17 protein-coding genes are annotated in these 22235 nt (G+C 46.4%); 14 read left to right on the plus strand and 3 right to left on the minus strand.

Going from position 1 to position 22235, the window contains the following annotated elements; translation table 11 throughout:
* The first annotated feature begins 3 nt into the window (after nucleotides 1-3).
* Both G395_RS0100140 and cobA read left to right on the plus strand, forming a co-directional pair.
* Nucleotides 4-2232, plus strand: coding sequence for a ferredoxin-like domain-containing protein (locus G395_RS0100140; protein WP_026628183.1), 2229 nt, complete (start codon nucleotides 4-6; stop codon nucleotides 2230-2232).
* 79 nt (nucleotides 2233-2311) lie between these two features.
* Nucleotides 2312-3082 (plus strand): uroporphyrinogen-III C-methyltransferase, encoded by a 771-nt coding sequence (gene cobA / locus G395_RS28310; RefSeq protein WP_035360170.1) that lies wholly within the window; start codon nucleotides 2312-2314, stop codon nucleotides 3080-3082.
* Here cobA and G395_RS0100150 read toward each other — a convergent pair.
* Nucleotides 3079-3375: a hypothetical protein gene (locus G395_RS0100150; RefSeq protein ID WP_051349904.1), complete on the minus strand. Its 297-nt coding sequence runs from the start codon at nucleotides 3373-3375 to the stop codon at nucleotides 3079-3081. The genes cobA and G395_RS0100150 overlap by 4 nt on opposite strands.
* Nucleotides 3376-3528: 153 nt before the next feature.
* Here G395_RS0100150 and G395_RS0100155 point away from each other — a divergent pair, with 153 nt between their 5' ends.
* The 11 genes from G395_RS0100155 (at nucleotide 3529) to G395_RS0100205 (ending at nucleotide 17718) form a co-directional block, all read left to right on the plus strand.
* Entirely contained in the window at nucleotides 3529-4431 is a 903-nt protein-coding gene (locus tag G395_RS0100155) for a lysophospholipid acyltransferase family protein (RefSeq protein WP_026628185.1), read from the plus strand.
* Between the two features lie 96 nt (nucleotides 4432-4527).
* Nucleotides 4528-5442, plus strand: a complete 915-nt coding sequence (locus G395_RS0100160; protein WP_026628186.1) for a lysophospholipid acyltransferase family protein — start codon at nucleotides 4528-4530, stop codon at nucleotides 5440-5442.
* A complete protein-coding gene (locus G395_RS0100165; RefSeq protein WP_026628187.1) occupies nucleotides 5435-6418 on the plus strand; it encodes a glycosyltransferase family 9 protein in 984 nt (327 codons plus the stop codon). Before G395_RS0100160 ends, G395_RS0100165 begins: the two co-directional genes overlap by 8 nt.
* 40 nt (nucleotides 6419-6458) lie before the next feature.
* Nucleotides 6459-7367, plus strand: a complete 909-nt coding sequence (locus G395_RS0100170) for a carbon-nitrogen hydrolase (RefSeq protein WP_026628188.1) — start codon at nucleotides 6459-6461, stop codon at nucleotides 7365-7367.
* Nucleotides 7368-8148: 781 nt separating this feature from the next.
* Complete coding sequence (locus G395_RS0100175) at nucleotides 8149-11307, plus strand: SusC/RagA family TonB-linked outer membrane protein (protein ID WP_026628189.1); 3159 nt, start codon at nucleotides 8149-8151, stop codon at nucleotides 11305-11307.
* Nucleotides 11308-11336: 29 nt separating this feature from the next.
* Nucleotides 11337-12815, plus strand: a complete 1479-nt coding sequence (locus G395_RS0100180; protein WP_035360173.1) for a SusD/RagB family nutrient-binding outer membrane lipoprotein — start codon at nucleotides 11337-11339, stop codon at nucleotides 12813-12815.
* 40 nt (nucleotides 12816-12855) lie between these two features.
* Entirely contained in the window at nucleotides 12856-13338 is a 483-nt protein-coding gene (locus G395_RS0100185; RefSeq protein WP_026628191.1) for a hypothetical protein, read from the plus strand.
* A 106-nt stretch (nucleotides 13339-13444) separates the two neighbouring features.
* Complete coding sequence (locus tag G395_RS0100190; RefSeq protein WP_026628192.1) at nucleotides 13445-14635, plus strand: pyridoxal phosphate-dependent aminotransferase; 1191 nt, start codon at nucleotides 13445-13447, stop codon at nucleotides 14633-14635.
* A 184-nt stretch (nucleotides 14636-14819) separates the two neighbouring features.
* On the plus strand, nucleotides 14820-15914 hold the full coding sequence (locus G395_RS0100195) for an AEC family transporter (RefSeq protein ID WP_026628193.1): 1095 nt from the start codon (nucleotides 14820-14822) through the stop codon (nucleotides 15912-15914).
* Nucleotides 15915-15936: 22 nt separating this feature from the next.
* Nucleotides 15937-16524: a Hint domain-containing protein gene (locus G395_RS0100200; protein ID WP_035360175.1), complete on the plus strand. Its 588-nt coding sequence runs from the start codon at nucleotides 15937-15939 to the stop codon at nucleotides 16522-16524.
* A gap of 132 nt (nucleotides 16525-16656) precedes the next feature.
* A complete protein-coding gene (locus G395_RS0100205; RefSeq protein ID WP_051349905.1) occupies nucleotides 16657-17718 on the plus strand; it encodes an agmatine deiminase family protein in 1062 nt (353 codons plus the stop codon).
* A gap of 209 nt (nucleotides 17719-17927) precedes the next feature.
* On the opposite strand, the gene G395_RS28315 is transcribed toward G395_RS0100205, so the two are convergent.
* On the minus strand, nucleotides 17928-18737 hold the full coding sequence (locus tag G395_RS28315) for a glycoside hydrolase family 25 protein (protein WP_026628196.1): 810 nt from the start codon (nucleotides 18735-18737) through the stop codon (nucleotides 17928-17930).
* Nucleotides 18738-18895: 158 nt separating this feature from the next.
* On the opposite strand from G395_RS28315, the gene G395_RS0100215 reads away from it, so the two are divergent.
* The gene (locus G395_RS0100215) at nucleotides 18896-19276 is read left to right on the plus strand and encodes a T9SS type A sorting domain-containing protein (RefSeq protein WP_051349906.1); all 381 of its coding nucleotides are present in this window, start codon (nucleotides 18896-18898) and stop codon (nucleotides 19274-19276) included.
* Nucleotides 19277-19385: 109 nt separating this feature from the next.
* Here G395_RS0100215 and leuS read toward each other — a convergent pair whose 3' ends face one another.
* A complete protein-coding gene (gene leuS, locus G395_RS0100220; protein ID WP_026628198.1) occupies nucleotides 19386-22193 on the minus strand; it encodes a leucine--tRNA ligase in 2808 nt (935 codons plus the stop codon).
* Nucleotides 22194-22235: the final 42 nt, after the last annotated feature.

The raw sequence follows: 22235 nt of genomic DNA on the forward strand, positions 1-22235 counted from the left end.
ACCATGAGCGAAATATTGATTTCTGATAAAGTATCCGCTGTTGCGAAGCGCGATATCATTGATTTGAACCAAAAAATCAATGCATTTAACACGGGCGAAACACCCGAGGAAGCATTCCGTAAGTTCAGGCTTACACGCGGAGTTTACGGCCAGCGCCAGCCGGGCGTTCAAATGATCCGTATCAAGCTGCCTTACGGACGCATTACGGCGGACCAGCTTGTCAGGATCGCGGACACTTCCGACAAATTTGCGACGGGTAACCTGCACGCCACCACACGCCAGGACATTCAGCTGCACTTTGTGAAGCTTTCCGATTCGCCGCAATTGTGGGCCGATCTGGAAGATGCGGGCATTACATTAAAAGAAGCTTGCGGAAACACCATCCGGAACGTCACGGCTTCATCGATCGCCGGAATTGATCCGGACGAGCCATTCGATGTAACGCCGATCACGCATTCGATTTTTACTTATTTCCTCCGCAACCCGATCAATCAGGATATGGGGCGGAAGTTTAAAATTGCTGTTTCTTCTTCTGAAAAAGACTCTGCGTTGGCATTTATCCATGACGTTGGTCTGATCGCTAAAATGGGCGTGAATGAAGCTGGTGAAACGGTGAAGGGTTTCAAAGTGCTGATTGGCGGTGGATTGGGCGCGCAGCCTTTTTCTGCGCAAACAGCTTTTGAATTTCTTGAAGAAGACAAAGTAATTCCTTTCATAGAAGCATTGCTTCGCGTTTTTGACCGTTACGGAGAGCGCGTTCGTCGCCATAAGGCGCGGATGAAGTTTCTTTTGAACGATATTGGCCTCGAAGAAATGATGGCGCGCGTGGAAGAACAACGCGTTGCGCTTAAAAATAAGGTTTTCACCATTCCCGAAGATCTGTTTGGCACGAAGGAAGTGGAGTCTATCAACTACGCTTCCCGTCCGGCGTTGACAGAAGCTGAGATCCTGAACATCGCTGCTCAAAGCATTGAAGCGGATAAGCGGGATATTTTTACAAAATGGCTGAGAACCAACACTTTTGAACAAAAACAGAAAGGCTGGTATGCGATTCAGTTACGTGTGCTTTTGGGCGATATGCATTCAGATACGGCACGTCAGCTTGCGAATGTGGTTCGGCAATATGCTGCGGATGACATTCGTGTGACGGTGAACCAGGGCTACGTGCTTCGTTTTGTGAAAGGCGAAGATCTGGTTGCAATTTATCACGAATTGGCGAAATTGGGCCTTGCTGCGCCGGGCTTCGACAGCACCATGGATATTACAACGTGCCCGGGAACAGACACTTGTAACCTGGCCATTTCCAGCAGCTACGGCATTACGCGCGTGCTGGAAGATGTGATGCGCGACGAATATCCTGAAATGATTTACAATCAGGACATTAAGATCAAAATCAGCGGTTGCATGAATGGCTGCGGTCAGCATAATGCGTCTAACATTGGTTTTCACGGAAGCTCTATCAAAAACGGCAAGCTGGTGCTCCCCGCATTGCAGGTTTTGCTGGGCGGCGGTTTCTCTGGCGATGGCATTGGTCTGATTGGCGATAAGGTGATCAAAGTCCCAACTAAACGCGGTCCGGAAGTGTTGCGCGCATTGTTTGATGATTTTGAGACCAATGCTTTTGATGGTGAATATTACAACCAATATTACCAGCGTCAGACCAAAAATTACTTCTTCCAGTTACTGAAACCAATTGCCGACCTGACAACATTGCAGGACGATGATTACCGCGATTGGGACCACGATGAATTGTTCAAAACAGAAATCGGGGTTGGAGAATGTGCGAGTGTGCTGGTTGACCTTGTGGCGACGACCATCACGGAAGGACAGGAAAAATTGAATCTTGCCAAAGAAAACTATGAATCGGGAATCTGGGCGGATGCGATTTACCATGCTTATAATGTGCTGATCACAGGTGCAAAAGGGTTGTTAATGACCAAAGATGTGACTCTGAACACGCAGTATGGCATTGTTAATGACTTTGAGACATATTTCGGACAGGATTTTAAATATGAAACGCCTGCGGAATTCGCTCGTGAAGACAAAGCAGAAACGCCATTCCGTTCGCTGGCATTCAGCATCAATCATTTTGAGCCGACCCAGGAATTTGCGACTTATTTCCTGAGCACCGCAGAACAATTCCTGAATTTTGTACGCGAAACACGCGAAGCACAATTAGTGGAAACCGGCGAACCGGCTTTGCAAGAATTGTCATTCGGAAAAGATAGTTAAAAATGGCCGTTGGTCTTCGGCTTACAGGAATTGAACATTAGTTTGATCACTGTAAGCCGAAAGCCAAGTCATCCAAGATATGAAACTTACACTCATCGGTGCCGGGCCGGGCGATCCGGATCTGATCACCTTGAAAGGGGTTAAGGCCTTACAAACAGCAAAAGTGGTTTTGTATGACTCCCTCGCCCACCCTTCCCTGCTGGATTATTGTCCTGAAAACTGCGTTAAAATTCTTGTCGGTAAGCGTTTTGGTAAAACCAGCTGCTCACAGGACGACATTAATGCGCTGATCGTTGAAAACGCACGCATATATGGCGAAGTCGTGCGCTTGAAAGGCGGTGACTCCTTCATTTTCGGTCGGGGTTATGAAGAGGTTGTTTATGCTGCGCAATTCGGCATTGAATCAGAAATTATTCCCGGCATTTCCAGCAGTTATGCAGCTCCTGCATTAGCTGGCATTCCATTGACTTCGAGAGGATTAAGCGAAAGTTTTTGGGTCATTACCGGCACTACAAAACAGCATGCGCTTTCCAATGATGTGCATTTGGCTGCACAATCCACGGCAACCGTGGTTATCCTGATGGGCTTGCACAAATTGAATGAGATTGTTTCTATTTATTCAAATCTGAACAAATCAGACGAAGCCATTTCCATCATTCAAAACGGCACATTAGCAAATCAGAAGGTCGTAACAGGCAAGATCAGCAACATTGCGGCATTGGCACAAGTGAGCGAAATTGCTTCTCCGGCTGTAATTGTGATTGGAAAAGTGGCTGCATTGCCCGATCTGAGCTATAAGCACATTGAACAACTGATGCAACAAGGTTCTGTTGCTAGTGAGGCGAATTAGAGCAGGCTAAGAATCCAGTTGAAATCTATCCCATTGACCTTGCCTTTAAATTCCAGGAAGTAAATAATCCCAGCCAGCACGACATAGCTGATAAACAGCCACTTCTTTTTCATCTCATACTGATCGTGATGATGAAAATAATCGTATACCATAGAAGCGGTGAAGCCGAAGATCATTAATGCGAATGACAAAAGGCCGCAATCCTGGCGGTAATGTCCGTACGTATGTAACGCAGGCGCGCCGAGAACGAGATACATCAGCCACATCCCGAATCCCACCCGATACAAATACATGCTCAGGCGACGATCATTCTTTATGTCAAATATTCCCTCCAAGACGTCGTTATTGAACTGGTTTTGAAACAGTGAATGTAACAAATTGCACGTACAAAAACCAGGATTTCATATAGATATAATATATACGTATTATTGCACTAAAATGTCTGCATGCAATTATTTATCTCAAAATTTCTTTTTTTTATCCTAAATCAGGTTTCAAAACTTTCCTGGAAAAACGCTTTCCGGCTTTCCGATTTTCTGCGCTGGTCTATTTTTAACGTCGGCCGTTATCGCCGGGAAGTGATCCGCGAGAATTTAAGAAACAGTTTTCCAGACAAAACGGATGCAGAGTTATCGTGCATAGCAAAAGATTTTCAGCTCCATTTTACAGATTTAATTGTTGAAACGCTCAAATTCCGCACGGCCAGCCCCGAATGTGTGCGCGAGCGGTTGCAAGGCGACATTAGCATTATGGATAAGTTTTATAATGATAAAACGAACATTATCTATCTGATGGGCCACCGCGGCAACTGGGAGCTCGCCAATCTGTTTTCCTCGCTTTGCTTTACGCACGAATGCATTGTGGTTTACCGGCCATTGCAGAATGAGGCTTCGGATCAATGGTTTATGGATCTGAGGACGCGGTTTGGTGCTAAATTGGTGCCTATGGACAATATTTTTAAAGAATTACAGAAGCCAAGAGACAAACCTTACGTCGTTGTGCTTGCTAATGATCAGTCTCCAAATCCCAAAACGGCATTCTGGACGGAATTTTTGCATCAGGACACAGGCGTTTTCAGGGGTGTTGAAACGATCGCGCGGCGCTATAACCTGACTGTTTTATATGCCGATTTCAGCAAAGTGCCCGGGAAAAGAGGTTATTACCAAGTTGCGATTTCCACAATTACTGAATGTCCAAAGGAAGTAGAGAATAATGCAATTCTCCAAAAACAGCTGTGCATTTTGGAAGAAGACATCAAAAAACAGCCTCATAACTGGCTTTGGAGCCACAGACGCTGGAAGCACAGGCGTCCGGAATGCCTGAAACCGGAGCAGACATTGCCTAAATAACACCTTTATTTAGATCCGAAAGACTTGGGAAAGTGCCAATAGAGGAACTAATTCGCTCGCGGAATTGCTTCTTTTATTGCAATTCGAGTCAACGCAATGAAAACACTTTCCACCCGGCTATTACTGTTCATTCTTACAGCAATTTCAAGGCTTTCGTGGAAAAAAATTTATAAGCTTTCCGATATTTTCCGCTTCCTCATTTTCGACATTGGCCATTACAGAAAGCAGGTTATTTTCTCCAATCTCAAAAACAGTTTCCCTGCTTACAGCGACGACACCATTGCCTGCATCGCGCGCCGGTATTACCGGAATTTCACCGACATTGTTTTTGAAACCATCAAATTAAGGTCCATTTCTAAGAATGATTTGCTCGGCCGGTTTGAGTTGGAGACCGAATTGCTGGATCATTATTATGCGCAGCAAAAGAGTCTGGTCGTCGTTTCAGGACACCTGGGCAACTGGGAAATGCTTAACTTATTTGCTTCTGCCAAATTATCCTACCAAATTGTGGTCGTTTACCACGAGCTGGCCAACGATATCTTTGAGGATTGGTTTAAAAAAGTCAGGACCAAGTTCGGGACGGAAATGGTGCCGATGAAAGAAGCGATGGTCCGGGCGATGGCGCCAAGGGAAAAACCGTTTCTCTTTGTGCTGGTCAACGATCAGTCGCCAAGTCCGGATAAGGCTTACTGGACCAATTTCCTGAACCAGGACACAGGGATTTTCCGGGGCGGCGAGCTGATTGCCAAGCGCCTTAATGCGCCGGTTTTATACATGGGCATCCTGCGCGACGAGCAGAAAAGAGGACACTACCGCTCCTATTTCAGGCTCATCACCGAAAATCCAAAGAAAGAACCGACGAATAACATTTTGCAAAGCCAGATCGAATATCTAGAAGAAGACATTAAGCGCCAGCCCGATAACTGGCTTTGGAGCCACAGACGGTGGAAGCATGCGAGGCCTCAAAATCTGTTGCCATTTCAATTACGACAAGAAATAAAAAGTGAATAAACCTGTTAAAGTCCTTATCCTGCGTTTTTCTTCCATTGGTGACATTGTGCTCACCACGCCGGTGATAAGGTGTTTGAAACAACAGGCCAATGTTGAGGTTCATTATTTTACCAAATCAAAATTCGAATTCCTGCTTGCCGACAATCCCTATGTCGATAAAATCTGGCTGCTGGATAAGGACATTACCCCGCTCCTGAAACAGCTTAAAGCAGAACATTTCGATTACATCATTGATCTTCATGCAAACCTCCGGACGCTGCGCATTAAGCTCGCGCTGGGCGTTAAGGCATTTAGTTTTGATAAACTGAATGTTCAAAAATGGCTCCTAACCCAGTTTAAAATCAACTATCTGCCCGACGTGCACATTGTGGACCGCTATCTAGACACCGTGAAAACGCTGAACATTCAAAATGATGGCAAAGGGCTGGATTATTTCATTCCTTATAAAGACAATGTGGAAACCGGCTGGCTTCCGGCAACGCACCAACAAACATTTGTTGCATATGCCATTGGCGGACAGCACAATACAAAGAAGCTGCCGGTCCCGAGAATGATCGAGCTTTGCAGGAAAATTAATTTTCCGATTGTGCTTTTGGGAGGGAAAGAAGATTTTGAAGCAGGCGAAGCAATCCGACAAGCCATTGGCGATGAGTTAATTGTGAACACTTGCGGAAAATATAATTTCAATCAATCGGCTTCCCTTATCCAGAAATCGCTGATCGTGTTTTCTCACGACACAGGGTTAATGCACGTGGCGGCCGCATTTAAGAAGAAAGTGTATTCGATTTGGGGAAATACGATTCCGGGTTTTGGGATGTATCCATATAAAACGGCTTTTGAAGTTTTGGAAAATAATAACCTCAATTGCAGGCCCTGCTCCAAGATCGGTTATAAAGCTTGTCCGCAAAAACACTTTAAATGCATGAACGAGCTGTCCTTCAACTTCCCGATCAAAGAACTACCCGGGGATAATTAATGTTAAAATAGCTGAACCTTCAGATCACAAACGACCATTCATGAATAAAAAGGTAAACATTGGCATCGTCCAAATGAGCTGCACGGAGGACGTGGAGGCAAATTTCCAGAAAGCTGTGCAGGGCATCCGGGATGCCGCGGCGAAGGGCGCCAACATTGTATGTCTTCAAGAACTTTTCCGCTCGCTGTATTTCTGCGATGTGGAAGATCACAAAAATTTCCTCCTGGCCGAGCCGATTCCTGGTCCTTCCACGGAGTCGTTAAGCGCACTGGCGAAGGAACTCGGCGTGGTGATTATTGCCTCCCTTTTCGAAAAACGGGCGCACGGATTGTATCATAACACCACGGCGGTTCTGGATGCGGATGGATCCTATCTGGGCAAATACCGGAAAATGCACATTCCGGATGATCCGGGTTATTACGAGAAATTTTATTTCACACCCGGTGATGCTGCCTTGGGCGAGTCCGTGGGTGAAGCGGGTGACAAAGATGGTTACCGCGTTTTTGATACAAAATTTGCAAAGATCGGTGTACTCATTTGCTGGGATCAATGGTATCCTGAAGCGGCCCGCATTACGAGCTTGATGGGCGCTGAAATTTTGTTTTATCCAACTGCCATCGGCTGGGACACCAATGAAACCGATCCAATTATTAATGAAGAGCAATACGGCGCGTGGCAAACGATCCAGCGCGGACATGCCGTTGCAAATGGCGTTTACGTCGTTGCTGTAAACCGGACAGGCCGCGAAGTAGACCAGCAGTTCTGGGGCGGATCGTTCATCGCTAACCCGCAAGGACGGTTGCTGTATCTCGCGCCGCACGAAGAGGAAGTAACGCATGTAGAAGAACTCGACTTGCAAAAGCTGGATTTTTACAGAACAACCTGGCCATTCCTGCGAGACCGCCGCATTGATTCCTACAAGCCAATTCTGAAACGCTATATCGACTAGCAATTACCAATTAATATAATTATTCTTAGATAAATAAAAAGAGGACTTCCTAACGGGAGCCCTCTTTTTGCGTTTTTGCTATTTCTATGAAACTAAGTTCTAAAACCAACTTTTGTAACCGTAATTTTATTTAAATTAATAATATCAGGTTCATAATAATCTCAATTATAGACAATTATTTGTCGGAATTTAAAATTTAAGTCTAGCTTACAAATAGAGATTCTGTGGAAACGGGAAATTTAAACTTAATATAAAATTATTACCAAAACATTTTATAACCGTTTTAAACGACCAATTTTTATTGCAAAAAACTTCAATAAATAAGTTTATTCTCTTGCATTATTTCACATTGTCAGTATATTTGAGAAGTCGTTAAACGAATGACTGAACTTCTTAAAAGCAGATGTATTCCAGCCGCACATGAATATATCTGTCTGTATCAGGAGAAAGATTGAATAAATCCGGCTGCGATAACCAAACGCATCCGGCAGGTTCTATCCAGGTACAATATAATTTTTTCAATAACAGGTTTACCAGGAACACCGTGGACAGGCAAATGTCTGCGCTAGGATTGCTTTGTTTTTGCCTAAGCGCGAAATGCTGTCTGTCCTCGATTTAAGAGGGTATTGCTTTCCGGAAAAGCAGTTTTGCAAGCTTATGGCTGTGTTGTTCTGTCCACGCGAAAGTGTGTGCGGCGCACGGCAACGTGGACACCACACAGCCATAACTTTTTTCTACTCCGATTACTGATACCTAACAACAATTTAAATCATCTTCTCCCATGCGTAAAGTTCTACTCTTATTATTATGGGCCTCTCTTACTGCTCCGCTTGCCTACGCTCAGGTGCGCCAGATCAGCGGGAAAATTACAGCAGCAGACGATGGCCTCGGACTTGCAGGCGCCTCTATCATATTCAAAGGAACCAATGTGGGTTCAAATGCAGATGCAGACGGAAAATTCAGCTTTTCTGTCCCGGGTGATGGTATTCTTGTGGTTTCTTATGTTGGTTTCTTAATTAAAGAATTGCCCATCGGCAACCAGACCCAATTTGACATAAAACTTGACGCCGATACACGCCAGCTTGCCGAAGTGGTGGTTACCGCTTTTGGTATAGAACGTGAGAAAAAAGCATTGGGCTACACAGTCCAGGAAGTAAAAGGAAGCTCATTAACAGAATCGCGCTCTACGAACGTGGCCAACGCATTATCAGGTAAAATTGCCGGTGTGCGTGTGCAATCCAATGGCGGCCCGGGCAGCAGCTCGACCATCCAAATCCGCGGATCTTCTTCGGTTTCAGGAAATAACCAGCCGCTGATCGTTATCGATGGTGTGCCTATGGAGCAAACGGCCAATAAAACGTTGGGAGGCGGAATTTCGGAGGTTAACCCCGACAACATTAAAGAAATGTCTGTTTTGAAAGGCCCTAATGCAGCCGCATTATATGGTTCACGTGCAGCAAACGGAGTTATTTTGATTACAACTAAAAACGGACAGGGCACAAAAGGATTGGGTGTGGAAGTAAACTCAAACATTACATTCGAACGTCCCTGGATCAAGCCTGACTTTCAGAATACATATGGCGGCGGAAGCGGTTACCGGACCTGGTATAACGATGGATGGAGCTCTTCTATCACGGATCCTGCGCAAATCGCACAATACAGAGCTGTTTATGACGCAAGATATCCTCTCGCTGGTTCAGAGGGAACGGATGAAAGCTGGGGAGCGCCTATGGATGGTCGTATGGTGAGACAGTGGTGGACTGGTGACGATGTTGCACCACTGACTCCTCAGCCTAATAACTGGGAAGAATACTGGCAGACAGGCCGCACGATTACAAACTCAGTGGCACTTTCCGGCGGTAACGACAAAGGCTATTTCCGTTTGGGACTGAGCCGGGTGGATCAGAAAGGGATTATGTATTACAATGATTTCCACAGAAACAACTTTCGCATTAATTCCGGATACAACCTGACCAAAAATATCAGCGTAACATTATCAGGAGAGTATATCAAATCAGGCTCCGACAACCGCAGCTATGCAGCTGGTCAGGAGTTTATCTGGTCGCACCGCAGCGTTTCATGGGATCAGCTCCGCAATTACGAACAATATGCTGATGTGCATAACCAGAAAGCCGGCGACACAAATCCACCAAACTGGCAGCATACATTCTTTACAAACCCTTATTTTTCTCAACTTAAAATGCCATCCGGCAATGAGAAAGACAGGTTGTTAGGAAACATCGCATTGAATTACAAAATCCTGCCTTCGCTTTCCTTAATGCTTCGCTCGGGAACGGATTACTGGTCGGATACGCGTATCAATGTGACCAACTTCCTCCGCGTTCGTAACGGAACAAGAACACCGGGACGATTCAACGAAGAAGTGCTGCGCAGCCAGGAAACAAATACGGATTTCATGCTGACTTACAATAAAAACATTACAAGTGATTTTGGCGTGAATGTTCAGCTTGGCGGAATCCAGCGTAAGAATTATTACAAAAGAAATTACTTCGCTGTGGGTGAAATGGTTGTGGACGGCCTTTATAACGCAGGAAACTCAGTGCCGAGCGCCAACACGATTGAAAGTAAAATCGAAGAATCAGAAACACAAAGCCTGTTCGGAACGGCGAACTTCTCGTGGAGAGACGGCCTGTTCCTTGACCTTACTGCGCGAAACGACTGGTCAAGCACATTGCCTTCCAATGCACGCTCTTACTTCTATCCCTCTGCTTCTTTGAGTGCTGTGGTTACTGAGTTGTTTGATGTGAAAAGCAGTGTTTTGTCATTTGGTAAAATCCGTGCGAGTTATGCACAGGTTGGCAACGATGCACTTCCTTATCAGCTTGCGCAAACATTCACAGCGAGCGGTTCATGGAATGGTGCTGTACCAAAATTTGCCGAAAACATTCAAATCGCAAACTCTGAGCTGAAACCTGAAATCACAACCGGTCTTGAACTCGGTGCTGACGTGCGTTTTTTCAAAGGAAAAGTGGGATTAGATGTCACTTACTATGAGCAGACTACAAAAGATCAGATCCTGGGTGTTGAAATTTCAAAAGCAAGTGGTTATGACAAAAGAATCCTGAATGCAGGAAAGATCACCAACAAAGGCGTTGAAGTAACATTGTCCGGAACGCCTGTAAAATTGTCGAATGGTTTCAGCTGGGAAGTTTCTTTAAACTATGCCCGCAACCGCAATAAAGTGGTTGAGCTGGCAGAAGGACTGACGACTTACACATTGGCCACACAACGCGGCATGACCTCAGAAGCACGTGTTGGGGAGTCTTATGGAACATTCTACGGTGTGGGATTCCAGAAATCACCGGACGGACAAACTGTTTACGGAGCAAACGGCTTACCGGTTACGGCTTCCAATCAAAAACTGGGTAATGTTCAACCCGACTGGATCGGTGGAATGCTGAACACATTCTACTATAAAGGTTTCTCTTTAAGTGCATTGGTTGATGTGCGCATCGGCGGTGACATTTATGACGAAGGAACAGGAACAGCGCGCTGGACAGGTCAATATGCAGAAACGGCATTGGGACGCGAAGAAGGTGTGATCGGCAAAGGCGTTCGGGAAGTTACAGGAGCGGATGGTTCTAAATCCTACATTCCTAATGACATCATCGTAACAGCAAACCAATTGTACGGTTACAGCAATCCACGTAACTATCACGAATCAGCGATTTTTGATGCGAGTTATGTAAAGCTGCGCGAGGTCTCCCTGGGTTACAGCATCAGCCCTTCATTTCTGAAAAAAATCAAAATTCAGTCTGCAAAGCTTTCAGTAGTAGGACGTAACGTGTGGATGATTTTCAAGAACACGCCGCACATCGATCCTGAAATTGACGCAAAAGGAGCCAACGGACAAGGTTTCGGTTACGGCGAGCTGCCTAGCTCACGCAGCGTGGGTATGAACCTGTCATTGTCATTCTGATCCAGTTACTGACCTTAAAGAATCTGAAAATGAGAAATATATTAAATCATAAAACCATTTGGATGACGGCACTTGCAGGGATTCTTACTGCATCAAGCTGCACCAAAGATTTTGATGAAATGAATACAAGTCCGAACAGCCCTACGGCCATTGGACCACAGTATTTGCTTCCTACCGGCATTGAAACCGCCATCGACCGTTACTGGGGACACCGCACCCGTTTCGAACGGATCAACATTGATGCAGCCGAACTTTATGTGCAGCATTTGACCCGTAATATTTATTCCAATGAAGGCGATGATTACACGGTTTCGCCTGCATTGGTTGCCAACAACTGGAAAGGATTTTACAACGATTCGCAACTCAATTTCCAACGCATCATTACGATGAGCGGCGAAGGATCGGCCAATCCACACTCGAACTATGAAGGCGTCGCATTAGTAATGCGCACCTGGGTATTCTCCTTGCTAACAGACCTTTATGGAGCCATTCCCTACACCGACGCGATCAATGGAACAGCGGATTCGCCTGTTTACACACCTAAATACGACGCTATGGAAGTGGTTTACGCAGGAATGCTGAACGACCTGAAAATGGCCAACGAAAAACTGGTTGTAGGCGGCCCGGCCGTTGCGGGTGACATTATGTATGGAGGTGATATCCTGAAATGGAAAAAATTCGCGAATTCGTTGCGCCTTCGCCTTGCGAACCGTCAGGCTGCGAAAAAACCTGCTGAGTCCAAAGCCATTATGACCGAGATCGTAAGCGACGCCAAAAAATTCCCGATTTTCACCAGCAACGCAGACAATGCTCAGCTGAACTGCACAGCGGTTCTGCCTAGTAACAACGAGTGGAACCAGGTGATGAAGCAGGATGGCCGCACCGACTGGAACATCAGCAAAACGCTGGCTGACAAGATGAATGCACTGGACGACAGCCGCATCAAGGTGTATGCCAACCCAAACAAAGACGGCAAATACGAAGGCCACCCAAACGGCCTGCCTGACGCTATCGCCACCACTTACCTGGCAACAAGCTCCACCATTGGCGATGCATTTACCAAAATGGATGCCCCGGAGGTAATCATGACATTTGCCGAATTGAATTTTATCCTGGCCGAAGCAGCATTGGACGGCGAGATCACTGGCAGCCCTAAGACATATTTTGATGCCGGCATCGCCGCCTCATTTGCACAATATGGCTTAACACCTCCTGCATCATTCATTACCAAACTCGGCGCCGTGACGCGGGAAAAAGTATTGGAGCAAAAATGGGTAGCATTGTTTGCACAGGGTGTTGAAGCCTGGGCAGAATGGCGCAGAACCGGAATCCCGGTGTTTCCGGCACCAGACCCGCGCGCAGTGTTGCAAAACGGAGGCATCCTGCCCACCCGCTTCCCCTATCCCAACTCAGAATATTCACTGAATGCTGAGTCTGTAAAAGCAGGAGAAGGCCTGAACGGCGGCCCTAATGACATGAAAACCAAGCTTTGGTGGGTAGAAAAGTAATCGGGTTATCATTCCAAAAAACGCATTTAGAATCGAGACTATGAAAAATTTCAAGACATACATTCCCGCTCTTTGCCTCGCGCTTACGCTATCGTTGGGGATGACCTCGTGCAAAGAAGAAGATCCGTTCCTGGATGTAGATGTTGCACCCGTGCTGGTAGACATTGTAGGCGCAGCATTCGGCGCGCCCATTGCGAGCGAGCCAACCGTGGGTTACCAGTCAACTGCACCCAAGCTTACCCTTTCGGCCAGGTTACTGGAACTCGACAAGACCAACATTCTCGACCATACCAAAGGCATTGATTCCATTCCCGTTCCAAATGTCGCGATCAAAATAACATTGCGCTCGGGAGCCGTTTTAGGCGAGGTTACTTCCAATGCACAAGGCCTTGTAACGATCGATAAAACCTGGGCTGAACTGGGCGTACCAACACCCAAGGCAGGCGCGGTTACCAAAATTTCCTGGACGGGATCTTATAAGGGAATTGCGTTCACGCGGTTTTCTCAAATACAAGCTAACTAACTCAAAACAAGCACAGTGTACAGGTAATTTTTTTATTATTCCGTATATTGTATCAAGAAATTTACTGCAAATATTTATCGTCACATCTTTTCTAACCAATACAACAATGACTCAAAAAATGGACCGTCGAAATCTGTTAAAATCCGGTTTAATGGCAATCGGAGGAATGACTTTGGCACCGCATCTGAGCATGGGTGCATTCTCAAACACGCCGCTTAGTCTGGATCCTGAAAACCGCATTTTCCGCAGCCCAATGGTAAGAGAACATTTCTTACCAAACGACTTCAAAGCACCGAAGATCATTGCGAAACTGAACTCCAATGAGAACCCATACGGGCCTCCTATGTCGGCGCAAAAAGCGGTTGCTGATTCTGTGAAGAACGGAAATCGTTACGCTTGGAAAGAAATGTATGATCTGATTGATAAAATTGCCAAAAAGGAAGGCGTTCCGGCGGACCACATTATGATGGGACCGGGATCATCTGATCTTTTGGAAAAAGTGGCTTTAGTAACTTTTATGAACGGAAAAGGAAACATTGTTTCTGCCGATCCTTGCTATATGTCGCTCGTTCAGGTTGCGAAATCCGTAGGCGCAACCTGGAAACCCGTTCCCTGCACAGCCGACTGGTCACACGACCTGAAAGCCATGGAAGCGGCGATCGACAGCGAAACAAAACTGGTTTACGTTTGTAACCCAAACAACCCGACCGGCGCGATCACAAAAGGTCAGGATCTGGTTGATTTCTGCTCACGTGTTTCGGAAAAAGTGCCTGTATTTGTAGATGAGGCTTACATTGAGCTTGCTGTTGGTGCGGATACGAAAAGCATGGTTTCGCTTTTATCGCAAAAGAAAAATGTAATCGTAGCCCGCACGTTCTCCAAAATCATGGGAATGGCCGGAATCCGGGTAGGTTATATGGTGGCGCTGCCTACTTACCTGGCGACGATTAATAAGATCACGCGTGGTGGAATGGGCATTTCTTACACGTCCATTTTCGCAGCATCGGCAAGCATGGACGACAGCGCATTCCAGGACAACACCCGCAAACTGAACCACGAAGCGAAACTTTACCTATACGAAAACCTGGATAAACTGGGATACAAATACATTCCTTCTTATACCAACTTCGTACTCTTCCCGATCAGCATCACCGGTAAGGAACTCCTCACCAAGATGAGCGAAAAAGGCGTTGCCGTAAGATCATTCGACATTCAAAACAAGCCCTGGTGCCGCGTCAGCATCGGAACCATGGACGAAATGAAATCCTTCGTCGGCGCGCTGAACCAGCTGAGCTGACATCACTTCGGCTACGCTCAGTGTGACAGAGCGTGTCACACTGAGCGTATCGGCCGCCGAGCGGTCGAATTGCTGTCGCGCTTAGCGTAGCTGAAGTGCCATTGACCATTCAAATTAAGGCTAACAAAGCTTGTCACACTGAGCGTAGCCGAAGTGCCATTGACCATTCAAAATTCTTTTGATCATGAGTGATGCATTGCAAAAAACTATAACACTCTTATTATTAATTGGTTTGGGCCTTCTTTTGAAGTCCAAATTCAAAAACAAAGACCAGACAAATGGGATTAAGGAGATCATTTTGTCCGTTGCATTGCCGTCGACGATCTTTATTTCTTTGATGAAGATTGATATTGATTCATCCATGATCATCATTCCGGTGGTGACGCTGGTTTTCAATTTCTTAATGTTTTTCTCAGCACCGCTCGCGTTCTCATTGTTTGGAATAGAAAAAAACAGCCCGACGGGCAGGACCATGATGATGCTAATCCCATCGCTGGCTCCGGGCCTGTCGTGTTTTCCGTTTATTGCGGAGTTTCTGGGCGAAAAAAGTCTTGCTATTGCTGCGCTTGCGGATGTGGGAAATAAGTTTTTCGTGCTGATATCCCTGTACATTCTCGCGATGAACATGTTTCTGAAAAACAGTGATGATAAGGAGACAAAAATGGGTGGAAAGCTGAAAAGCCTGTTTGTTAGCATGTTTCAGGAGCCGATCAATATTCTCATTTTCCTGGCCATTATCCTTTTGAGCCTGGGTATTAATTACAGCAGCCTGCCATTTGTGGTAACTGAAATTTTTGACAAAACCAGCGCAATGATGACGCCATTGGTTTTGCTGTTCATTGGTCTGGCTGTACAGCTTAAAGAAGGCAAAAAACGCATTGTAGCAAGCATTTTGTTCTTCCGCGCAGGCATTACCATGATCATCAGCGCGGGAATGATCTATGTGCTGCACATTACGGACCTTTCCCTGATCCTGCTTGCCATCGTTATTCCTTTGAGCGCGGCTAGTTTCTGGCCGCTGGCGCATATTTCAGCGTTCAATTTGAGGGAAGATGCGAAAGGTTTACCGAAAGAAAAAAGAACATTTGACCTGGAACTGGCCGTGTTGCTGCTCGCATTCTCCCTGCCATTTTCCACCATTCTGATCCTCGCTATTCTTTCGTCCGGCTCTTTCTTTGCGCATACATCTACGCTGCTTACCTCCGGGATGATCTTTATTGTTCTGGGCGCACTGCCTAATGCTTTGAGTAAAGTTTTCGTCAAAGTTTCCAAAGCCTGATTTTCAATTGAAACTTACATTTATGCATAAGTTCGTCATTACGTCTGTCCTTGCCATCTTATCATTGAACCTGGCTGCCCAAACCGACATGCCAACCGCTGACAATGTCAAGTCAGAAGTGACCATTAAAGTATCTAAAAAGAGCAAAAGACATAAATACTTTTCGGACAATGCGCCGGTTACAATGGCTGACGGAAGTGTGAAATCGATTGCGGATGTAAAGGTGGGTGAGCATGTTAAAACCTGCAAGGGAGGAAAAAGCATGGCTACGCAGGTGCGGCAGATTTATGTGTATAACAAACCTGACTTTTCGTTAACGGCCATTTACCTGCGCCCTGCCGAAGGAATTGCGAACTATGACCCTAAAATGATCCCTGCCCTGCTGCTGGAAGCAACGCCTAACCACCGCGTTCAGACCAGCAAAGGGAAGAAGCGGTTAAAACAACTTAGCAAGAATGACATTCTTTACCATTACGAGCCTTCCACAGGCATTGTATCATCCTGGAAAGTGGGTGCTGTAAAGCAAAATGCGCGCATTGTTTCAAAGGCGTATAACCTGGAAACAGAAGACGGCACTTACCTGGTAGACAATGTAATGGTTGCACAGTAACGTTTATTTACTCGGCGATCTGAGCGGGATGCAGGCAACTGCGTCCCGCTTTTTGTTATACATTATCGCTTTGCAATTGCCAGTCACCAAAACCTTTCCGACCTTTGCACTCTAAAATGACTTCATATTATTGTGCCTGATATAAACACTTCATCGACGCCAGGGGAACTTGGTTTTACATTTCCAGCCGAATGGTTTCCGCACCGCGCCACCTGGCTTACATTTCCGCATAATGAGGCTTCCTGGCAAGGTGAAAGGCTTGCTCAGATGCGTCCGCAATATCTGGCGTTCATCAAGGCCATCAGCCAGGGTGAAAATGTGGGGATCATTGCCAATGATGAAAACCTGAAAGCATTCATTTCTGAAGAGCTGGATTGGACCGGTGTTGACCTTTCTAAAATTGAATTTATAATAAAGCCTACCAATGATGCCTGGTGCCGGGATCACGGGCCATCATTCGTTATCAACGAGCAAACAAAACAGAAGGCGATCGTAGACTGGGGACATAATGCATGGGGAGGCAAATATCCGCCCTATGACGATGATAACCGCACGCCGAAAGCCATCGCCGACTATTTAAATCTGCCGGTTTTCAATCCCGGCATCATTATGGAAGGCGGTGCCGTGGAATTTAACGGAGCAGGAAGTTTGCTGACCAGTAAGTCGTGCTTGCTAAACCTGAATAGAAATCCGCACTTAAATCGAAGCCAGATCGAGGAAACGTTGTGCCAATATTACGGCGTCCAGCAGATTCTGTGGGTCGAAGGCGGCATTGTAGGCGACGACACCGACGGGCACATTGACGACACCACGCGTTTCATCAATGAAGACACCGTCATTGCCTGCGTTGAGCATGATCCCAATGATGAGAACTTCGAAATACTGCAAACCAACCTGCAAATGCTGAAAAACATGCGCCTGGTGAGTGGTAAGCAACTGAATATTATTGAAATCCCAATGCCCAAAGCCGTCATCATCGACGATTTCCGGACGCCTGGTTCCTATGCCAACTTCCTGATCTGCAACGCCGGCGTTATCACACCGGTTTTCAACAATCCCAATGACCAGGTTGCCATAGATATTCTTGAAAAAGCATTTCCCGAACGCAAGATCATCCCGCTGGAAGCCACTGAGATCATTTGGGGACAAGGGAGCTTCCACTGTCTAAGCCAGCAGGAGCCGCTGTTGAACTAGCATCCTGTCACCCTGAGCCGAGCCGCAGGGCGCTCCTCCCGACTGAGCGCTCCTCCCCGACTGAGCGCTCCTCCCTGCCTGAGTGCTCCTCCTCGGACTAAAGTCCGAGGTTACAAACCCGGCCGCCGCTGACGCGGCTCACCAGCAAGTCGCCCAGCCGCGTCAGCGGCGACTCATCCCTATCCCCAGATTTTAATCTGGGGAGGAAGTCACGGCGAAGCATTCGCAAGATCCGCCCACTCCTCAGGCTCGTGCAGGAACACATTATAATCCACAAAACCGCGGATGCCATCGGCCCAGCCTTTTTCGCTGTGCTGCCAGAAAAGCACGTGCGCATCGGAAGCCAGATCGTCCAGGTGCGTGCGGGAATAACCGGCCAGCCAGAGCGGATAATCGTCGAAGTTTCCGGCAATGTATTTTTTGTAAAAATATTCATTGACGTATATGATCGGTTTCACGCCGTAATGCGCTTCAATTTGTTGCAGCCAGTTTTTTACACCTTTGATAATGATATCATCCGGCTTTCGGGCGTGTGTTTCCAGGTCCAGGACAGGCGGGAGATCCCCAGGCTCCATCCGCACCTGCCCGATAAAGTTCTGAACCTGCCGGTCTGACATTACCCTTGGATTATAGAAATGATAAGCGCCCCGGCGCATCCCTACCCGCTTTGCTTCGGCCCAGTTGCGCTTGAATTGCCGGTCTAAATGCGTGGCGCCTTCCGTGGCCTTAATGTACACGAAATCAATCCCTACATTTTCAGAACGCGTTTTTTTCAGCTTATCCCAATTGATCTTTGCATTGTGGTGCGAGACGTCGATGCCGTGAATGGCGTAGCGGAGCGGCAGCTTGATCCCAAACTTGGCAACGAACTCCCATTGATTAACATCCTTCTTATCTTTCCACCAGATGAGGGCGCCAATCAGAATAATCACCCCGGCAATAATCGCCCAGCCCTTAGCAGGCAACGGTTTCAAATAATTTACTTTGGCCGCCGAAGCCTTAACTTTCCTTTTCGCCATAAGCCGCAAAAGTACGAAAGATCATTGTTTGACCTATCCTACCGCTCACTTTCCTATTCAACCACTCATGTACTATGCTATGCATAGTACCTGCCATCGCCGTATGTTTGTTATGTTCAAATGGGACAACAAGAGCCAAACTTTAAATACTATTAGCCATGAAAACTTCATTCAGAACCTTCGCATTAGCCATTGCTTTCACTGCTTCCTTCGCTTTCAGTGCTTTTGCAGAGGATAAGGAGACCAAAAAAGTTACCGGATTTGGAACAGGCATATTCGTTGCCAAAAATCACAAGTTGTTCGTAAGCGTCGATAAATACAATGATGCAAACGCAATCATCCTGGTGACAGACAAAAAAGGAAAAACCATTTACCGCGAGCAAGTGGGTAAGAAAGTTGACAAAATCAGAAAAGCATATGATTTGAACGACCTGCCTGCCGGAGATTATAACATTGAAATTTTCAGCGATGGCGAAAAGGTAACCAAAACCATTTCAGTGAGCGAGCCACAAATTCAACGATCGATCAGCCTTCGCTAAGCATAAAATTTAGCCAGAAAAATAAGAGAAAGGGCCGCTGTTACGAAACAGCGGCCCTTTCGCATTTATAATCTGTCAACCTTTTTCAGGACGACTCATAAACTGAATATTAAATCACAACATTCACAATCCGCTTTGGAACCACGATCACCTTTTTCGGAGCCTTACCTTCCATCCAGCGCTGAACCGTTTCGTCTGCCAAAACCTCCCGCTCAATGTCGGAGACCGGCGTATCCAATGCGAATGTAAGTGAAGCCCTCACTTTGCCATTGATCTGGATCGGATACTCGAATACAGAGTCGGTAACGTGCTGCAATTCCCATTTCGGAAATGTTGCTTTTGAAACCATTCCCTTCTCATTGCCAAGCAGATCCCACAATTCTTCACTAATGTGCGGCGCATAAGGAGAAAGTAAAACAACAAGCTCCTGCAAAACCGCTTTGCTCTGACATTTAATCGCTCCCAGTTCATTAACACAAACCATAAAAGCACTCACGGCAGTGTTGAATGAGAAGTTTTCAATGTCCTCTTCTATTTTCTTGATCGTCTTATGCAGGATTTTCAGTTCCTCCGGTTTGGCCGGAATGTCTTTTACCATCCACTGCCCTGCATCATTATAGAACAATCGCCAAAGCTTGCGGATAAAGCGATAGGTTCCGTCTATTCCATTGGTATTCCAGGGCTTAGCCTGCTCCAATGGCCCTAAAAACATTTCATACAAACGCAATGTATCCGCGCCGTAACGCTCCACAATGTCATCGGGATTCACGACATTAAACTTGGATTTGGACATTTTCTCCACTTCCACGCCACACACATATTTGCCATCTTCCAGGATGAATGTTGGATTTTCACCTACGATATCTTTACGCGTTGCTTTGAATTTTTCAACATCCAAAACATCATTTTCCACGATATTGACATCCACATGCAATGCAGAAACCTCATATTCCGAGCGCAAACCTGCGCTTACAAAAACAGGACTGCTGTAATCATCGCCTTTTACCCGATACACGAAGTTGCTGCGTCCCTGGATCATTCCCTGGTTGATCAGCTTTTTAAACGGCTCTTCCTCTGGCACAAATCCACGGTCTTTCATGAATTTGTTCCAAAAGCGGCTGTATAGCAAATGTCCGGTTGCATGCTCGGTGCCGCCAATGTACAAATCCACATCGCGCCAGTATTCGATAGCTTCTTTGGAGGCGAATTCCTCCTGGTTCTTCGGGTCCATATAGCGATACCAATACCAGCTGCTTCCAGCCCAGCCCGGCATGGTGCTTAATTCGTAACCACTGCCCGAGCCATGCGCCCAATCCTGTGCGCGGCCCAAAGGCGGCTCGCCGTTTTCTGTTGGCAGATATTTGTCAACTTCCGGCAGGTTCAATGGCAATTCGCCATTTTCTAATAAGTAAGGAAGCGGTTGTCCGGTGCTGTCATTTTTATAAAAAACAGGCACAGGCTCGCCCCAGTAACGCTGACGGCTGAAAACCGCGTCGCGCAGACGATAATTGATCTTCCCTTTTCCAACTCCCTTTTCTTCAAGCCAATTGATCAAAACTTTGTTGGCTTCGTGAAAAGTAAGGCCGTTAATAATGTCTGAATTGATATAATGTCCTTCCTTGGTTGAATCTGCCTGCGTTTCGATTTCTTTTTGCGAATCCAGAATCGGAATGATCGGCAAATTAAAATGCTGTGCAAAGTTCCAGTCGCGCTGGTCGCCGGATGGAACTGCCATGACAGCGCCCGTTCCGTAACCTGCCAGCACGTAATCGGCTATATAAACAGGGATTTTTTCATCATTAAAAGGATTCAGTGCATAAGCGCCTGTGAATGCACCTGAAACCGTCTTCACATCAGACATTCTATCACGCTCGGACTTCTTTTTAGTCGAAGCAATGTATGCATCAATGTCACCGCGCTGTTCGGGCGTAGTAATAATGTCAACAAGCTCATGCTCAGGCGCGAGCACCATGAACGTTACGCCATAAATGGTGTCAACGCGGGTGGTGAAAACTTCAATATTCTGCTCATGACCATCGACGCCGAACTTTACAAGCGCTCCTACCGACCTTCCAATCCAGTTGCGCTGCTGCTCTTTCAGCGATTCGGTCCAGTCAACCGTGTCCAAACCGTCGATTAGCCGTTGTGCATAGGCAGTAATGCGCATCATCCACTGGCGCATTAGTTTCTGAACCACAGGAAATCCGCCTCTTTCAGAAACGCCGTCCTTCACTTCATCATTGGAAAGCACCGAACCAAGTCCTGCACACCAGTTTACCGTTGCATCCGCAACATAGGTTAGCCTGTATTTCAATGTTAATTTATACTGATCTTCTTCTGACCAGCTATTCCATTCTTCGGCTGTAAAAATGGGCGTATCCTCATCGCAAGGCGCATTAACGCCTTTGTTTCCACTTTTTTCAAAAACAGAAATCAATGACTCGATGGGCTCTGCCTTACCGGAATTGTTGTTATACCAGCTTTTGAAAAGCTCGGTGAAGATCCATTGCGTCCATTTGTAATAATCGGGTTCGGAAGTACGCACTTCGCGTTTCCAGTCGTAGCTGAAACCCAGATTTTTTAACTGCTCAATATAGCGCGTAATGTTCTGCTCCGTTGTGATGGCGGGATGCTGGCCCGTTTGGATCGCATATTGCTCGGCCGGAAGGCCAAAGCTGTCGAAACCCATCGGATGCAGCACGTTGAAGCCTTTCAGCCTTTTATAACGGGAATAAATATCCGACGCAATGTATCCCAGCGGATGCCCCACGTGCAATCCGGCTCCCGAAGGATAAGGGAACATATCCAAAACATAATATTTGGGAAGCTCCGATTGGTTTTCAACCTGAAATGTGCCGTGGCTCTCCCAATATTGCTGCCACTTTTGTTCTATTTCCCGATGACTGTAATCACTCATAACTGTCTCTGTATTTCCTTATTACGATAGAGGCTGACTTTC

Source organism: Dyadobacter alkalitolerans DSM 23607, assembly GCF_000428845.1.
GTDB lineage: Bacteria > Bacteroidota > Bacteroidia > Cytophagales > Spirosomataceae > Dyadobacter > Dyadobacter alkalitolerans.

Excerpts from the sequence above, each read along its gene's own strand:
- cobA (WP_035360170.1), top strand. The coding sequence starts at position 2,312 with ATGAAACTTACACTCATCGGTGCCGGGCCGGGCGATCCGGATCTGATC.
- leuS (WP_026628198.1), bottom strand. The coding sequence starts at position 22,193 with ATGAGTGATTACAGTCATCGGGAAATAGAACAAAAGTGGCAGCAATAT.
- G395_RS0100215 (WP_051349906.1), top strand. The coding sequence starts at position 18,896 with ATGAAAACTTCATTCAGAACCTTCGCATTAGCCATTGCTTTCACTGCT.
- G395_RS0100190 (WP_026628192.1), top strand. The coding sequence starts at position 13,445 with ATGACTCAAAAAATGGACCGTCGAAATCTGTTAAAATCCGGTTTAATG.
- G395_RS0100185 (WP_026628191.1), top strand. The coding sequence starts at position 12,856 with ATGAAAAATTTCAAGACATACATTCCCGCTCTTTGCCTCGCGCTTACG.
- G395_RS0100155 (WP_026628185.1), top strand. The coding sequence starts at position 3,529 with ATGCAATTATTTATCTCAAAATTTCTTTTTTTTATCCTAAATCAGGTT.
- G395_RS0100170 (WP_026628188.1), top strand. The coding sequence starts at position 6,459 with ATGAATAAAAAGGTAAACATTGGCATCGTCCAAATGAGCTGCACGGAG.
- G395_RS0100180 (WP_035360173.1), top strand. The coding sequence starts at position 11,337 with ATGAGAAATATATTAAATCATAAAACCATTTGGATGACGGCACTTGCA.
- G395_RS0100175 (WP_026628189.1), top strand. The coding sequence starts at position 8,149 with ATGCGTAAAGTTCTACTCTTATTATTATGGGCCTCTCTTACTGCTCCG.
- G395_RS0100140 (WP_026628183.1), top strand. The coding sequence starts at position 4 with ATGAGCGAAATATTGATTTCTGATAAAGTATCCGCTGTTGCGAAGCGC.
- G395_RS0100200 (WP_035360175.1), top strand. The coding sequence starts at position 15,937 with ATGCATAAGTTCGTCATTACGTCTGTCCTTGCCATCTTATCATTGAAC.
- G395_RS0100150 (WP_051349904.1), bottom strand. The coding sequence starts at position 3,375 with ATGTATTTGTATCGGGTGGGATTCGGGATGTGGCTGATGTATCTCGTT.
- G395_RS0100160 (WP_026628186.1), top strand. The coding sequence starts at position 4,528 with ATGAAAACACTTTCCACCCGGCTATTACTGTTCATTCTTACAGCAATT.
- G395_RS0100195 (WP_026628193.1), top strand. The coding sequence starts at position 14,820 with ATGAGTGATGCATTGCAAAAAACTATAACACTCTTATTATTAATTGGT.
- G395_RS28315 (WP_026628196.1), bottom strand. The coding sequence starts at position 18,737 with ATGGCGAAAAGGAAAGTTAAGGCTTCGGCGGCCAAAGTAAATTATTTG.